The sequence below is a fragment of the Maribacter litoralis genome (genome assembly GCF_902506355.1).
GTDB classification, from domain to species: Bacteria; Bacteroidota; Bacteroidia; order Flavobacteriales; family Flavobacteriaceae; genus Maribacter; species Maribacter litoralis.
In genome coordinates this window covers 1,853,408-1,869,026 of the sequence record NZ_LR733271.1, presented here as the reverse complement: position 1 = coordinate 1,869,026, position 15,619 = coordinate 1,853,408, and the positions used below count along the sequence as shown (strand labels likewise).

At 37.4% G+C, this 15,619-nt stretch carries 15 protein-coding genes; 3 read left to right on the top strand and 12 right to left on the bottom strand.

The features are described 5' to 3' along the window. Positions 1–23: 23 nt before the first annotated feature. From EXIGUO8A_RS07870 to EXIGUO8A_RS07830, 9 genes are all read right to left on the bottom strand, one after another. A complete protein-coding gene (locus EXIGUO8A_RS07870) occupies positions 24–356 on the bottom strand; it encodes an SUF system Fe-S cluster assembly protein (RefSeq protein WP_058104470.1) in 333 nt (110 codons plus the stop codon). 5 nt (positions 357–361) lie between these two features. Further along, a complete protein-coding gene (locus EXIGUO8A_RS07865) occupies positions 362–787 on the bottom strand; it encodes a SufE family protein (protein WP_159302676.1) in 426 nt (141 codons plus the stop codon). Between the two features lie 73 nt (positions 788–860). Next, complete coding sequence (locus tag EXIGUO8A_RS07860; protein ID WP_159302675.1) at positions 861–2,075, bottom strand: aminotransferase class V-fold PLP-dependent enzyme; 1,215 nt, start codon at positions 2,073–2,075, stop codon at positions 861–863. A gap of 142 nt (positions 2,076–2,217) precedes the next feature. Further along, on the bottom strand, positions 2,218–3,534 hold the full coding sequence (gene sufD, locus EXIGUO8A_RS07855; RefSeq protein ID WP_116771688.1) for a Fe-S cluster assembly protein SufD: 1,317 nt from the start codon (positions 3,532–3,534) through the stop codon (positions 2,218–2,220). A 74-nt stretch (positions 3,535–3,608) separates the two neighbouring features. After that, complete coding sequence (gene sufC / locus EXIGUO8A_RS07850) at positions 3,609–4,361, bottom strand: Fe-S cluster assembly ATPase SufC (protein ID WP_116771687.1); 753 nt, start codon at positions 4,359–4,361, stop codon at positions 3,609–3,611. A gap of 58 nt (positions 4,362–4,419) precedes the next feature. Next, positions 4,420–5,865, bottom strand: a complete 1,446-nt coding sequence (gene sufB / locus EXIGUO8A_RS07845; protein WP_159302674.1) for a Fe-S cluster assembly protein SufB — start codon at positions 5,863–5,865, stop codon at positions 4,420–4,422. Positions 5,866–5,946: 81 nt separating this feature from the next. Further along, positions 5,947–6,276, bottom strand: a complete 330-nt coding sequence (locus EXIGUO8A_RS07840) for a HesB/IscA family protein (protein ID WP_159302673.1) — start codon at positions 6,274–6,276, stop codon at positions 5,947–5,949. Between the two features lie 123 nt (positions 6,277–6,399). Next, positions 6,400–7,746, bottom strand: coding sequence for a hypothetical protein (locus tag EXIGUO8A_RS07835; protein ID WP_236564455.1), 1,347 nt, complete (start codon positions 7,744–7,746; stop codon positions 6,400–6,402). Continuing rightward, complete coding sequence (locus EXIGUO8A_RS07830) at positions 7,746–8,993, bottom strand: choice-of-anchor B family protein (RefSeq protein WP_159302672.1); 1,248 nt, start codon at positions 8,991–8,993, stop codon at positions 7,746–7,748. Before EXIGUO8A_RS07830 ends, EXIGUO8A_RS07835 begins: the two co-directional genes overlap by 1 nt. A 127-nt stretch (positions 8,994–9,120) precedes the next feature. On the opposite strand from EXIGUO8A_RS07830, the gene EXIGUO8A_RS07825 reads away from it, so the two are divergent. Beyond that, complete coding sequence (locus EXIGUO8A_RS07825) at positions 9,121–10,578, top strand: Gfo/Idh/MocA family protein (protein ID WP_159302671.1); 1,458 nt, start codon at positions 9,121–9,123, stop codon at positions 10,576–10,578. A 98-nt stretch (positions 10,579–10,676) separates the two neighbouring features. Next, the gene (gene thiL / locus EXIGUO8A_RS07820) at positions 10,677–11,720 is read left to right on the top strand and encodes a thiamine-phosphate kinase (protein WP_116771682.1); all 1,044 of its coding nucleotides are present in this window, start codon (positions 10,677–10,679) and stop codon (positions 11,718–11,720) included. A gap of 13 nt (positions 11,721–11,733) precedes the next feature. Here the strand turns inward: thiL and EXIGUO8A_RS07815 are convergent, their stop codons facing one another. Then, complete coding sequence (locus EXIGUO8A_RS07815; RefSeq protein ID WP_317164585.1) at positions 11,734–11,901, bottom strand: hypothetical protein; 168 nt, start codon at positions 11,899–11,901, stop codon at positions 11,734–11,736. A 305-nt stretch (positions 11,902–12,206) separates the two neighbouring features. Here EXIGUO8A_RS07815 and EXIGUO8A_RS07810 point away from each other — a divergent pair, with 305 nt between their 5' ends. Then, positions 12,207–13,484 carry a branched-chain amino acid transport system II carrier protein gene (locus tag EXIGUO8A_RS07810; RefSeq protein ID WP_159302670.1) on the top strand — a complete coding sequence of 426 codons (1,278 nt, stop codon included), beginning with the start codon at positions 12,207–12,209 and terminating at the stop codon, positions 13,482–13,484. A 9-nt stretch (positions 13,485–13,493) separates the two neighbouring features. Here EXIGUO8A_RS07810 and EXIGUO8A_RS07805 read toward each other — a convergent pair whose 3' ends face one another. Beyond that, complete coding sequence (locus tag EXIGUO8A_RS07805) at positions 13,494–14,264, bottom strand: exodeoxyribonuclease III (protein ID WP_159302669.1); 771 nt, start codon at positions 14,262–14,264, stop codon at positions 13,494–13,496. A gap of 8 nt (positions 14,265–14,272) precedes the next feature. Then, a complete protein-coding gene (locus EXIGUO8A_RS07800) occupies positions 14,273–15,565 on the bottom strand; it encodes an aminopeptidase P family protein (RefSeq protein WP_159302668.1) in 1,293 nt (430 codons plus the stop codon). Between the last annotated feature and the right edge of the window lie 54 nt (positions 15,566–15,619).

Here is a 15,619-nt window from a genome sequence, read left to right as displayed (position 1 = left end):
CTTTTAAAAATAGAACAATCTCTTTAAAGCAGACCTAGTTCTAATTTTGCCTCTTCGCTCATTAAATCTTGTGTCCAAGGTGGATCAAAAGTAATTTCTACCTCAGCATCTTTAATAGCATCTAAAGACTTTACTTTTTCTTCTACTTCTGCCGGTAAACTTTCAGCCACAGGGCAATTTGGAGAGGTAAGGGTCATTAGTATCTTCACCTCATTATCTTCGTTCACCAAAACGTCATAGATCAACCCTAATTCGTAGATATCAACAGGAATTTCTGGATCATAAATCGTCTTTAAAATACGAACGATTTTTTCTCCTAATTCTGCACTATCCTCTGCTATATTTTCGTCACTCATAATTTCTATTCTTCAATTTGTGTTTGATACGCAACTGCGTATAACTTTAATTGTTTGATCATACTCACCAAACCGTTTGCCCGTGTAGGCGACAAATGCTCTTTTAACCCAATTTCATCAATAAATTGTGTATCGGCATCTAAAATATCTTGTGGTTTTTGGTTGCTAAATGCCCTAATTAAAATAGCTATTATACCTTTTGTTATTATGGCATCGCTATCTGCCGTAAAAACCAATTTGTTGTCTTCCAATTCAGCATGCACCCACACCTTACTTTGGCAACCCTTAATGATATTGTCTTCAGTTTTATATTCTTCCTTAATCAACGGCAGGGATTTACCCAATTCTATCATATATTCATACCGCTGCATCCAATCATCGAACATGGAAAATTCGTCTATAATCTCCTCTTGTATCTCTTTAATTTCCATTGCTTTATTTTATACAAAAATACGATAACAATTGAAGCATATCAAACCTTAACAGTATCTATAACACTTCGTTCTACAACAACATACTTTTAGCTTTTAAGACACCGGCAATCAATACATCTACTTCTTCCCTGGTATTGTAAAATGCAAAACTGGCACGAACGGTACCCGGTATTTTAAAGAAATCCATAATAGGTTGTGCACAATGATGGCCCGTACGTACCGCAATACCCAATTTATCTAAAATACTGCCCATATCATAAGGGTGAATACCTTCTATATTGAATGAAATTACGGAAGTCTTGTTCTTTGCCGTTCCGTAAATTTTGAGTCCGTCTATCTTTAATAATTCTTGCGTAGCATATTCCAGTAATTCGTGCTCATACTTGGCAACTTCCTTAAAACCAACACCGTTCATATAGTCCAATGCAGCACCAAAAGCAATACCGCCACATATATTGGGCGTACCGGCTTCAAACTTGTGGGGCAAATCTGCATAGGTGGTTTTCTCAAAAGTAACCTCTGCGATCATTTCGCCACCACCTTGATACGGTGGTAACTTATTCAACCATTCTTCTTTACCGTATAACATACCAACTCCCGTTGGTCCACATATTTTATGAGCGGAACAAGTATAAAAGTCAACATCTAAAGCTTGTACATCTGCAACTAAATGCGGAGCTGCCTGTGCCCCATCAATTAACACCGCTGCTCCAACTTTATGAGCTTTTTCAATGATTTCCTCAATAGGATTGATAGTTCCTAAAGCATTTGAGATATGGTTACAGAAAATCAATTTTGTTTTATCTGAAAGTAAATCGTCAAACACATCCATTCTTAATTCCCCTTCTTGGTTCATAGGAATTACTTTCAATATTGCACCAGTTCGTTCACATAACATTTGCCATGGCACAATGTTAGAATGGTGCTCCATTGCTGATACCAAAACCTCATCTCCTTTTTTTATAAGCGATGAGAATCCGTTTGCAACCAGATTTATACTGTGCGTTGTACCCGAAGTAAAAATTATCTCATAAGATTTAGCGGCATTAAAATGCTTTTGAATCTTTAACCTAGCTTGCTCATACTTATCTGTTGCTTCTTGAGACAGTGTATGTACCCCACGGTGAATATTTGCGTTGTAGTTCTGATAATAATCTACAATGGCATCTATCACTTGCTGCGGAGTTTGAGATGTAGCGGCGTTGTCTAAATAGACCAATGGCTTACCATTTACTTCTCGCTTAAGAATTGGAAAATCTTCTCTTATTTTTTTAATATCTAACATAGTCAATCTTCTTATATACAAAGATACCCGATAATGAAAACATATATTATTGAAATATGATTTAGTTCAACATCAGATTAAAATAAAAAAGGATAGCTAACTAAATAACTATCCTTTATATATGATACTTACGTATAATATCCTATAAATCAAACCCAAGGTTTACCCCCAGCTTTTTAGCAATCAGTTTATTTATTCTCGTCTTTAGTTCAGGAATACGAACAGAAGACAGTACGTTATTTGCAAAGGCATACATTAATAATGCTCTAGCCTCTTTCTGTGGAATCCCCCTTGATTGTAGGTAGAACAATGCATCTTCGTCTAATTGACCAATAGTACAACCATGAGAACATTTTACATCATCGGCAAAAATCTCTAATTGAGGTTTTGTATTGATACTTGCTTTATCACTGATCAAAATATTGTTATTCTGTTGAAAAGCATTGGTCTTTTGAGCTATTTTATCTACGATAATTTTACCATTAAACACCCCAGTTGAACTATCACCATAAATACCTTTGTAGTCTTGGTGGCTTTCACAATTAGGCTCAATATGATGCACTAAGGTATGGTGATCTACATGTTGCTTTTCACCTAATATAGTAACACCTTTCATAGTAGAATCTATATACTCCCCATTCTGATAAAAGTTAAGGTTGTTACGCGTTAATTTACCCCCGAACGAGAAGGTATGTAATTTAACAACACTCTTATCTTTTTGATCTATATAGGTATTATCGATCAAAGATGCAGATTCAACATCATTCTGAATTTTATAAAAATCAACGATGGCACTTTTATCGGCAAATATTTCGGTAACCGCATTGGTAAGCACCTCATTAGAGGTCAAACTCTGGTGACGCTCAATAATTTGCACCTCGGCATTTTCTTCAACCACAATTAAATTACGTGGCTGCAGCATCAACGACGCCTCATTACCAGTAGAGAAATGTAAAATTTCAATAGGCTTTTTAGGCATCTTGTTTTTAGGAATATAAATATATGCGCCTTCTCGACTAAATGCCGTATTCAAAGATGTCAAAGACTCGTCTTTAGATGCAATTTTATTAAAATACACATCAATAACCGGTTTGTACATTGGCTTTGTTAGCGCTGCACTCATTAAGCAAATGTCTACCCCATCATGTGTAGTTTCAGAAAGGTAAGAGCTATATATACCGTCAACGAAAACAATTTTATAAGAATCGATCTCGTGTAAAAAATAACGCTTTACATCTTTGTATTCCAACGCATTGTCTTCCTTTGGAAAAATGCTAAAATCAATTTTCTGTAAGCTATTTAGTGATGTATATTTCCATGCTTCCTCTTTTTTGGAAGGAAACCCTTTTTCCTCAAAGTTCTTTATGGCCGCCATACGAACATCATGTACGGGATGTTCAACATCCACGTTGTTTTCAAACGCCATAAAAGAGGAAATCAATTTATCTTTTAAATCCATATTTTTTCAGTTGCCAGTTTACAGTAGCAGTTGGTATAATCTCTGATTACCACCACTGAATACTGTATACTTAATTACACCGCTGTTTCTTGCTTTAACCAGTCGTATCCTTTTTCTTCTAGCTCTAACGCAAGTTCTTTACCGCCAGATTTTACAATTTTACCATTATGTAAAACATGTACATAGTCAGGTACGATATATTCTAACAAACGTTGGTAGTGCGTAATCAATATTACTGCATTGTCTTTGCTCTTTAACTTATTTACACCACTAGCAACAATTCTAAGGGCATCAATATCCAATCCAGAATCGGTTTCATCCAAGATTGCCACTTTAGGCTCTAACATTGCCATTTGAAAAATCTCGTTTCTCTTTTTCTCACCACCGGAAAAACCTTCGTTCAATGATCTAGATAAGAACTTGCGGTCAATCTCCAATAATTCAGATTTCTCACGAATTAATTTTAGCATATCCTTTGCAGGCATATCTTCTAGACCCTTTGCCTTACGAGATTCGTTAATGGCAGTTTTCATAAAGTTGGTAACAGAAACACCTGGAATTTCAACTGGATATTGAAAAGAAAGAAAAACACCTTTGTGCGCTCTTTCTTCTGGTGATACCTCTTCTAAATCTTCTCCACTTAATTCAATTGACCCTTGGGTAACTTCAAAGTTCTCATTACCTGCAATTACTGAAGCCAATGTACTTTTACCAGAACCATTTGGTCCCATAATAGCATGTACTTCACCTGCTTTTACTTCTAAGTTAATCCCTTTTAATATCTCTTTATCCTCTACACTAGCATGTAGATCTTTAATTTTCAACATAATATGTTACTTTAAATATTCTGGTGCCTACGGCTTATTTTATACTATTGACTATTCTTTATCCTACAGAACCTTCTAAACTAATTTCTAATAGTTTTTGTGCTTCTACTGCAAACTCCATTGGTAGTTTGTTCAAAACCTCTTTACTAAAACCGTTTACGATCAAAGCAATTGCTTTTTCCGTATCTATACCTCTTTGGTTACAGTAGAAAATTTGATCTTCACCAATTTTACTCGTAGTAGCTTCGTGCTCTATCATCGCGCTTTTATTCTTTGCCTCAATGTAAGGGAAAGTGTGTGCGCCACATTCGTTACCCATTAAGAGCGAATCGCACTGAGAGAAATTACGCGCCCCTTCAGCACGGCTATTCACTTGTACTAGACCACGGTAACTATTTTGCGATTTACCTGCAGAAATACCTTTAGAGATTATGGTACTCTTTGTGTTTTTACCAATATGAACCATTTTAGTACCCGTATCGGCTTGTTGGTAATTATTGGTAACTGCAATCGAGTAGAACTCTCCAATAGCGTTATCCCCTTTTAAGATACAAGAAGGATATTTCCACGTTACGGCAGATCCCGTTTCAACCTGTGTCCAAGATACTTTAGCGTTCTTTTCAACCATAGCTCTTTTGGTTACAAAGTTGAACACCCCACCTTTACCATCTTTTCCACCAGGGAACCAGTTTTGTACCGTTGAGTATTTAATCTCCGCTCCGTCCAAAGCGATAAGCTCTACCACAGCAGCGTGTAATTGGTTTTCATCTCTAGAAGGTGCTGTGCAGCCTTCAAGGTAACTTACGTAACTGTCTTCGTCTGCGATTACCAATGTACGTTCAAACTGACCTGTACCTGCTTGGTTAATTCTAAAATAAGTTGATAGCTCCATTGGGCAACGTACCCCTTTAGGAATATAACAGAAACTACCATCAGAGAATACAGCGGAATTTAATGCCGCGTAAAAATTATCTTTTTTAGGAACTACAGAGCCAATATATTTCTTCACCAATTCCGGATGATCCTTAATAGCTTCTGAGATCGAACAGAAAATAATACCTTTTTCTGCCAAGGTCTTTTTAAATGTAGTTGCTACGGATACGGAATCCATCACAATATCAACAGCTACATTTTGAAGTTTCTTTTGCTCATCTACAGAAATACCCAATTTCTTGTACATTTCTAATAACTCTGGATCAACATCATCCAATGTTTTGTTCGGATCCGCTTTCTTTGGTGCAGAATAGTAAGATATCGCTTGAAAATCTGGTTTCTGGTAATGCACATTAGCCCATTCTGGCTCTTCCATTTCCTTCCAATACTTGAAAGCCTCCAATCTCCATAGCGTCATCCATTCCGGCTCTCCCTTTTTCTTTGAAATGGCAATAACGATTTCTTCGTTTAAACCATTAGGAAACGTTTCGGACTCAATATCTGTATAGAAACCATACTCGTACTCTTTGGTTTCCAATTCTTTCTTTAATTCTTCTTCTGTATATGCCATATATTCATAGTTAATAAGTTAAAAATTAATGAGTTAAATTAACTACATTTCTTCTTAACATATTTAAAACATCACTTCATTCTATAATGAAAAACTTTCGCCACAACCACACGTTCTTTGTGCGTTAGGGTTGTTAAAAACAAAACCTTTTCCGTTTAGACCACCTGAGTATTCCAACACAGTTCCTACTAAATATAAAAAGCTTTTTTTATCAACGATAATTCGTACATTATTGTCTTCGAACACTTTATCAGTATCATCCTTCTTATTATCGAAGTTTAACTCGTAAGATAATCCACTGCACCCACCACTCTTAACACCAACACGCACAAAATCTTTAGAAGCATCAAAACCCTCTTCTGTCATAAGGGTGATGACTTTCTGTTTAGCCGTTTCTGATACTTGAATCATAATATCTCGATTTAATCTAAAAATAGTTCACAAATATACGTTATAAGTAGGTTTTTACCATAGAACCTAACATTATTATAACGTATAAGTAGATAGAGAAATACTATGATTGACTATCGCAGGTTATTTAATTTTAAGAAGTACCAGATCTGTATTTCCCTTAGTGGTCAAAGAATTGAAATCGGTACTTGCCGTTTCACCCACCACCATTACACTTCCGTCCTCATTTTCAAGAATATCATATGCAAAATCGAGTCCGGATCCGCCAAATGATTTTTCCCAGACCAACGCTCCAAAACTGTTCGTTTTAACCACCCAAATATCATTCTCGCCATAATTAAACGAGCTGTCCTTGTCATCGCTTTTAGTATTACCGGTAATATAGAACCCACCATCTACACTTTGAACCACGGCTTTTGCCAGATCAAACTTGGTTCCGCCATAGGTCTGCTCCCAAATTAGATTTCCTTCCGCATCAATTTTTATCATCCACATATCAGACTCACCATGGTTGATCAATATATCTCCATTGTCACTAAAAGTATTGCCTACCACAACAAAACCATCATCTGCGGTTTTTGCTATATCATAAGCAACCTCAATACCATCACCACCAAAAGAATGCTCCCAAATTAAATTGCCAAATGAATCTACCTTTACCACCCAGAACTCATAACTACCATTGGTACTACTAATATCGTAATCATCACTTTCAGTAAAACCTGCCATTACAAAGCCACCATCATCGCTTTGAACCACACTATGTGCACGATCATTGTTTGTGCCTCCAAAATAACCTCGCCACTGAATACTACCGTTTTCATCTATTTTGGTTCCCCAAAATTCACCAACACCATGACTTGTTAAAGAGTTTCCTTTTTCTGTATTGCCATCTGCCCTGGCAGAGGTAATATCTAAAAAACCCGTAAAAAAGTATCCACCTTGTGATGCTTCTAGAATATCGTACGAATGATCGTGTCCGGAAAAACCATAACTACTTTCCCACTCCAAACTGCCTTGCGCATCTAACTTTAAAATCCAGTTGTCATGAAACCCCTCATTATTACTAGCATCACCATCACTACTCATGGCATAACCCGTTAAAGCATAACCACCGTCACTTGTTTGAACTAAACTTTGACCGATATCGTCCATACTACCACCATAAGTTTTGTTCCATTGCAACATTCCGTTGGCATCAAATTTCAAAAACCAATAATCGTTCTCCTCTTCAAACTTTGAAGCAATATCGCCATCGATACTGCCGGTATACCCTAAAACGGCAAAACCGCCATCTGTTGTTTTAATAATGCTCTGTGCACTTTCATTACCACTACCGCCAAAAGTTTTGACCCAAGCCAACTCTCCCTCAAATTCAGTATTGAGACCCTGAAATGTAAGCTCCGCATCTTCTTTAGCACAAGAAAATAAGATACATAGCACTACACACAACAGCATTGGTCTTATCATTAGTTGGATTTTTTGATGATAAAGAAACCACTATTAATATCGCTTACAATAATATTAGCACTTTCAAAATAAGGGTAAACACTCCATACGCCTGCAAACTGCGTATTGTCATTTTCAGGATAGGTATCAAAATACCCCGTTTCAACAACTACGCTATTCTCAATATCAGAAATATCTAAAATTCGTACCCCGGCAGTATAATTGGCCAACAAAAAATCATCTTGCAAAACATAACCATTATGATCAATGGCACTCGTAGGTCCTAAATATGTATGATGCAGTACAGGATTCTGTAAATCTGCCATATCAAAAATCAAGGTTCGCGTTTGAAAACCTTGCCTAACCTCATCTAATTCATCACCAAGAATAAAATAACGATGGTCATCTGTAAACCAACCTTGGTGTGTATAACCAATATTTGGGTATGGCAACGTGGCCAGGGTTACGGGTGCATTCTTATCTGAAATATCTACCACCACTACCAAATCTTCATTAGCACCCACAAATATTTCAGCACCTTGAAAATCAGCATCAGGACCATTGTATGTAATTACCTGAGCATCGTGTGTATACCCGTTTAAGCCCCAACCACCTGCTAGTGATGGCTCTACAGGATTTTGAAGATCCAAAAAATGTACTCCGCCATTAAACTCATCATCTCTATCGGTACCTACCGGATAGGCAAAAGCAGTGGTTTCATTGATTACAATGTTATGCGCATTTCCAAGTCCGGTATAACGCCCATCTGCCGTAAACTCTTGGGGAACGTCTGCAATATTTCGCAACCGCTTTAGATCAAAAACCTGAACTCCATGATCGTTAGCTTCAGAGACCACATAAGCATAATCTTCAAAAACTTTTACATCCCTCCATGAACTGGCACTTGTTGCCGTTGGCAATTTTCCTAAATAAACAGGGTTTTCTGCGTTAGAAACATCAATAAAAACAGTACCGTTATCCAATCCCATTATAGCATATTCCTTACCGGTTTCAGTATCGGTCCAACCCCAAATATCATTAGCCTCATCCGCAGAAAAAATATCCAAAGACATATGCGCTACCAAATCATAACCGTTGCATGGGTATATACCTGCTAATCCGTTGTCACATGGCACAGTTCCAACCTCATCTGGCAAATTGGTAGGCGATTCTTCTTCTAATTCATTTTCCAGATCAGCATCAATAGTATCATCTGAAGAACAACCTAAAAGCAAAGAAAATGTTAAAACCCAAAGCAGTTTTTTCATGCAATCAATTTACAGTCAACACTTAAAGATACTAAATGCATTCATACAGGAGGTATTAAAACTGCCAAGCATTTAAAATTTAAAAGAATTCAAGTATCTTCATTACCAAATCAAACAACAACAACTTATGTCACAGAAAAAAATCAACGACAAAAAGAACACCCGCCGAAAATTTATGAAGAATACCGGTATGGCGGCAGCCGGTTTTATGATCGTACCAAGACATGTACTTGGAGGTACGGGGTATATTGCTCCAAGTGATAAATTAAACATTGCCGGTATTGGCGCAGGCGGTAAAGGCCAAAGTGATATTGCCTCTTTTGCCGAGAGCCTAAACGTAAATATTGTTTCGCTGTGTGATGTAGACGACAGACAGGCAGTTGCCTCAAGAGAAGCTTTCCCAAAAGCAAGTTATTACAATGATTTTAGGGAAATGCTAGAGAAGGAAGGTAAAAATATAGATGCGGTATCTGTATCTACTCCCGACCATAACCATGCCGTTGCAGCTTACCAGGCAATGTCTATGGGCAAGCATGTGTATGTACAAAAACCGTTGACACATGACATTTGGGAAGCAAGAATGCTGACCGAAGCTGCAAAAAAATTCAAGGTAGTTACGCAAATGGGCAACCAAGGTGGTTCTGGCGATGGTGTACGTACCATGAAAGAAATTTATGATACGGGTATCATTGGAGAGGTACATACCGTAAAATGTTGGACAAATAGAGCTATTTGGCCTCAAGCATTACAAACTCCCACCAAGAAAGACCGAATACCAAAAGGCTTGAATTGGGATCTTTGGTTAGGAACTGCTGCAATGCGAGATTATAATGACGCATATCTTCCGTTTGATTGGAGAGGTTGGTCAGATTTTGGAACAGGTGCTTTGGGCGACATGGCATGCCATATAATGGATCCGGTATATAGAATCTTACCGATTTTATATCCTGATACGGTTGAATGTAGTGTTTCTGATTCCTTCAGTGGCAATTTCCAATATAAAGATTATCCAAAGAGTTTCCCGAACTCCAGCAAAATACATTTAAGCTACCCAAGAACGGATGGCAAAGGGAAAATAAAAGTTACTTGGATGGATGGTGGATTACTACCAGAAAGACCAGAAGAACTAGGCGATGATGAAGCCTTAGGAAACTGGGATGGTGGCGTACTTTTCATTGGTACAAAAGGAAAATTAATGGCAGATTGCTATGGTGCAAATCCACGTTTACTTCCACTGAGCCTAAACGAACAGTTTGAAGTTGAACAAACCATTGCGCGTGTACCGGAAGGTCACTACCTACAATGGGTAAATGCATGTATGGCAGGTTACGGAAATGCAGAAACGAGTTCATCGTTTGATTATGCCGGTCCGTTTACAGAAAGTATCCTAATTGGAAACTTGGCATTAAAATCTTACTTTGAAGTAGATCCAACGGTAGAAAATCAAAGTTTCTGGGGTGGCGGAAAACAATACCACGGTAGAAAACGTCTACAATGGGATGCCGCCAATATGAAAATCACAAATTTTGAACCTGCAAACAAGTATGTAAGACGTACATACAGAGACGGGTATTCTTTAGGATAAGTCTTCAATTACCTTATAATATCAACACTAAGACCGATGCTTTTCAGCTTCGGTCTTTTTTATGCCATACATCTTATTTTACTTCTTATTTTTGCAACATGCTAGAAGATAAAGAACAAGAAAGAACATCATTGGAAAAACTGGGTGAATTCGGACTCATAGAACATCTCACCAAAGGTTTTGAAATAAAACAAAAATCTACACTTAAAGGAATAGGTGACGATGCCACTGTTTTAGACTTCAAGGATAAAAAGACTATTGTAAGCACCGACCTTTTAATTGAAGGCGTTCATTTTGACCTTGCCTATATGCCATTAAAGCACTTGGGTTATAAGGCCATTATGGTCAACTTATCGGACATCTACGCCATGAATGCTACAGCTACACAGGTAACCATTTCTATTGCAGTCTCTAATAGGTTTCCTTTGGAAGCACTTGAAGAATTGTATGCAGGTGTGGCAACAGCCTGTAAAACGTACAATGTTGACCTAGTAGGTGGTGACACCACATCTTCCAAGACCGGATTAATGATCAGTGTTACCGCTTTAGGTATCGCCAATGAAGAAGATATTGCTTACCGATCAGGTGCAAAACCAAACGACCTACTGGTAGTAACAGGTGATTTAGGTGCGGCATATATGGGCTTACAGGTTCTGGAAAGGGAAAAAGAGGTATTTAAAGTAAACCCGAACAGTCAGCCCGATTTAGAACCATATTCGTACATCGTTGAGCGACAATTGAAGCCAGAAGCGAGAAAAGACATTCCAGAGTTATTAAAACAATTGGAAGTTCACCCAACATCAATGATAGATATTAGTGACGGACTTTCATCTGAAATTCTACATTTAAGTAAGAGTAGCGGACTGGGTATAGATCTGTACGAAGATAAAATTCCGTTAGACCCAACAGTAATATCTGCTTGTGAAGAATTCAAGATAGACAGTACGCTTGTAGCGTTAAGTGGTGGTGAGGATTATGAATTATTGTTCACTATTGACCAAAAAGAATTCCCAAAAATTAAAGGCAATCCTAACCTTACCGTCATAGGGCATACCACGGGAAAAGACGAAGGGGCTTACTTAATTTCTAGGAATAATACTAAGATTCCGCTAACCGCACAGGGTTGGAATTCATTTGACTAACAAATACCCAAATTTATGCTACCTGTTGCTGTGTAGCTGTATGTCTTCTTTGATAAATATGTTCTAACGTTCTATTGATATCTTGTAATTCGGGAGTTAAAATTGATAAATTGCCACTTACATCGGTAGTAACTTCTTTTTGACAGTGAATACATTTGTATTCTTTAATGTGAGATGTCACTTTTTTGGAGATTGTGTAGTGATGGCCGAAGATGCTGCAAAATATTTTTTTCATGCTGTAGGTTTTATTGCAAGAATTCCGATTTGGGTAATCGAGAAAATGCGGTTAATATATTAGGTTGAAACTCAAGGAAATTAGCATACGCTTATTTTCCTATTGTTAAAGTACTGTATATTAACAGACTGAACCACTAATTGTTGTGAGTTTTACCTAACCTGTTGTCAATGCGCTTTTTTTTGCTGTTTCAGAAAATGAAAAACCTTGGCTTGCCTGTTTTTTAATAATCTTTCACGTAATTTGTATCTATGTTTAAAAAGAAGGAAACCCTAGTAACCGCCTTTGCCCTATTTTCTCTTTTTTTTGGAGCAGGGAACCTTATTCTACCTCCATTATTAGGTTTTAATTCTGGAAATCAATGGCTAATCGTTACAATTGGTTTTGGGTTGTCTGCCGTAGCCATTCCCGTTCTTGGTATTTTGGCACATGCAAAACTACAAGGCACCCTAATCGATTTTGGAAATAAGGTATCACCGACATTTAGTCTCATCTATGCGTTTTTTATTTATGCCATTGCCATAGCATTACCAAGCCCTAGAACAGCTTCGGTAACCCACGAAATGGCAATTCAACCGTATTGGGACATATCATCTTGGTTTACTAGCAGCGTTTATTTTGCATTGGTTTTGCTGTTCGCATTAAACCGTTCTAAAATATTAAATATACTAGGGAAGATTTTAACTCCTGCTATCATCGTTATACTGCTATTGATCATTGGCATAACCGTTTTCTCTTTTCCGTTCGATTTTGGAAACACGACAATCGCAAGTCCGTTCACCAACGGAATATTAGAAGGGTACCAAACATTCGATGCCATAGGCGCTGTGGTCGTAGGCGGAGTAATTATTATCTCTATCAATCTAAAATATGTTAATGCATCATATGATGACAAGAAAACAATGATAAGAAACGCTGCTTGGTTTGCCGGTTTAGCTTTGTTCTTAATCTATATGGGCTTAATTCTTTCAGGCGCATTGTCTCACACAGCTTTTAATACAGATACCACTAGAACAGAGATATTATCTGGCTTGGCAAAGCAGAGTTTGGGCAACATTGGCAATTTGTTTTTAAGTATTCTAGTAGGACTAGCATGCTTTACCACCGCAGTAGGTATTGTTACCGGTACGGCAGATTTTGTTGCATCGAGATTTCATGAATCTAAAAAAGTATATACCCTTATGGCAGTTATAGGTAGTTTATTGGGTGTATTAATGGGTCAATTTAATGTAGCTTACATCATTGCGGTAGCCATACCCTCTCTAATGTTTATTTACCCCATAACGATTATCCTTATTTTATTGAATGTAGTGCCGGATAAATATGCATCAGTTTTAGTTTTCAGAGCGGTTACGATTACCACCATATTATTTAGTATACCCGACTTTTTAGGAAGTATAAGTGCTTTGGCACCTGCGGCAAACACTTTTTCGTGGATTCCGCTTCAGCAGTATAGTTTGGGATGGGTATTGCCAGCACTATTGGTATTTGTTCTGACCAATCTCTTAGCCAGAACAAATACTAATTAAAGTGATATTCTAAAATTCAATTTCCAAACTAATAGGACAATGATCACTGCCCATGATCTGATCATGAATTTCGGAAGATTTCACCTTGTCCCAAATAGATTCACTTACCAAAAAGTAATCTAAACGCCAACCTACATTTCTACCACGTGCACCACCTCTTGCACTCCAAAAAGTATATTTATCAAATGTTGTTGGGTGTAGGGTTCTAAAGCTATCTACTAAATTGACTTCCTTCAACATGTTGTCAAACCCATCAATCTCCACTTGTGTAAATCCTGATGTTTTATTGTAATTGCTTTTTGGGTTCGCCAAATCGTTCTCGGTATGTGCCACGTTAAAATCGCCCGTAATGATCAATGGCTTAGACTTTGACAGCTCTTTTAGGTAATTGGTAAAGTCCTTGTCCCATCCGGCACGGTAATCCAATCTTTTTAATCCGCTACCACTATTAGGAATATACACATTTACTAAATGGAAGTGCTCATATTCCGCATGTGTAATTCTTCCTTCCAAATCATGAAGTGCTACACCCATGTTTTTATTAAAGGCAACCGGTTTTTCTTTTGATAGAATACCTGTACCCGAGTAGCCTTTTCTTTTGGCACTATTACTAAACAGTTCATAATCTGTAATTTCTTTCAATGCTTCGGCAACCTGATCATCTTGAGCCTTTGTCTCTTGCACACAAAACACATCGGCATCAAAATCTTTTACGATATCTTCAAAACCTTTTTTTACGGATGCCCGTATACCATTCACATTCCACGATACTAATTTCATGCCAGCTCTTATTTGTTCATTAGTTCTTCAATTTCATCTGCCTTGATGGGTATATTTGCCATCAAGTTAAAAGGTTCTCCATTTTCTTGAATAACCACATCGTCTTCTAAACGGATTCCCATATTTTCTGCAGGAATATAAATACCCGGTTCTACGGTAAATATCATATTTGCTTTCATAGGTGTTTTCAATGCTCCGTAATCATGCGTATTTAAACCAATGTGGTGACTGGTTCCGTGCATAAAGTACTTTTTGTATGCTGGCCATTCTGGGTTCTCATTCTGCACATCTGCCTTATCCAATAACCCAAGTCCTAACAATTCAGAAGTCATTAGTTTACCACATTCTTTATGATATTCTGCCCAAAGAGTTCCCGGCACCAACATTTTAGTAGCCTCGTCCTTTACTCGCAAAACAGCATTATAAACTTCTTTTTGTCTTTTAGTGAATGTACCGCTTACAGGAATAGTTCTTGTAAGGTCACTTGAATAGTTTGCATATTCGGCAGCAGTATCCATCAAAATTAAATCGCCCGCATTACACGGCTTATTGTTCTCTAAATAATGCAACACATTAGCATTGTTACCAGACGCTATAATCGGCGGATAAGCAAACCCTTTAGATTTGTTACGTACAAATTCATGCAGTAATTCGGCTTCAATTTCATACTCCATTACTCCCGGTTTCACAAAACTGAGTAATCTACGGAAACCTTTTTCGGTAATATTACATGCAGTTTGCATGATATCGATCTCCTCTGGTTCCTTAATTCCTCTAATTTCTTGAAGAATTGGGTTACTCTTGGCAACTTTATGAGCAGGATATTCTCGCTTACACTTTTCAATAAAACGATCTTCTCGCGTTTGCGTTTCTACCGCTTGTCTATAATGTTCGTTGGTATTAAAGTATATCGTTTCTGCCTCGGTCATTAGGTCAAAGAAAATCTTATCGAAATCTTGTAACCAACAAACGGTTTCAATACCTGATACTTCTGTAGCCTTTTCCTTGGTCAATTTTTCTCCTTCCCAAATAGCTATATGTTCGTTTGTTTCACGAACAAACAGAATTTCGCGATGCTTTTTGTTGTTGGCATCGGGAAACAATACTAATATGGTTTCTTCCTGATCTGCCCCAGAAAGGTAAAAGATATCTCTATGTTGCTCAAAAGGTAAAACGCTATCCGCTCCTATTGGGTAAATATCATTTGAATTAAAAACGGCAATACTTTTAGGTTGCATGCGGTCCATAAACTTCTTGCGGTTCTTAATAAATAGGGAGTTAGGTATTTGATCGTATTTCATGAATTTTTATTTTGACATAAAATTACGCATTATGTGTTGTTTCCTTAAAAAATA

Bases quoted from the DNA above. Each gene is read 5' to 3' on its own strand.
- EXIGUO8A_RS07870 (WP_058104470.1), bottom strand. From the start codon at position 356: ATGAGTGACGAAAATATAGCAGAGGATAGTGCAGAATTAGGAGAAAAA.
- EXIGUO8A_RS07865 (WP_159302676.1), bottom strand. From the start codon at position 787: ATGGAAATTAAAGAGATACAAGAGGAGATTATAGACGAATTTTCCATG.
- EXIGUO8A_RS07860 (WP_159302675.1), bottom strand. From the start codon at position 2,075: ATGTTAGATATTAAAAAAATAAGAGAAGATTTTCCAATTCTTAAGCGA.
- sufD (WP_116771688.1), bottom strand. From the start codon at position 3,534: ATGGATTTAAAAGATAAATTGATTTCCTCTTTTATGGCGTTTGAAAAC.
- sufC (WP_116771687.1), bottom strand. From the start codon at position 4,361: ATGTTGAAAATTAAAGATCTACATGCTAGTGTAGAGGATAAAGAGATA.
- sufB (WP_159302674.1), bottom strand. From the start codon at position 5,865: ATGGCATATACAGAAGAAGAATTAAAGAAAGAATTGGAAACCAAAGAG.
- EXIGUO8A_RS07840 (WP_159302673.1), bottom strand. From the start codon at position 6,276: ATGATTCAAGTATCAGAAACGGCTAAACAGAAAGTCATCACCCTTATG.
- EXIGUO8A_RS07835 (WP_236564455.1), bottom strand. From the start codon at position 7,746: ATGATAAGACCAATGCTGTTGTGTGTAGTGCTATGTATCTTATTTTCT.
- EXIGUO8A_RS07830 (WP_159302672.1), bottom strand. From the start codon at position 8,993: ATGAAAAAACTGCTTTGGGTTTTAACATTTTCTTTGCTTTTAGGTTGT.
- EXIGUO8A_RS07825 (WP_159302671.1), top strand. From the start codon at position 9,121: ATGTCACAGAAAAAAATCAACGACAAAAAGAACACCCGCCGAAAATTT.
- thiL (WP_116771682.1), top strand. From the start codon at position 10,677: ATGCTAGAAGATAAAGAACAAGAAAGAACATCATTGGAAAAACTGGGT.
- EXIGUO8A_RS07810 (WP_159302670.1), top strand. From the start codon at position 12,207: ATGTTTAAAAAGAAGGAAACCCTAGTAACCGCCTTTGCCCTATTTTCT.
- EXIGUO8A_RS07805 (WP_159302669.1), bottom strand. From the start codon at position 14,264: ATGAAATTAGTATCGTGGAATGTGAATGGTATACGGGCATCCGTAAAA.
- EXIGUO8A_RS07800 (WP_159302668.1), bottom strand. From the start codon at position 15,565: ATGAAATACGATCAAATACCTAACTCCCTATTTATTAAGAACCGCAAG.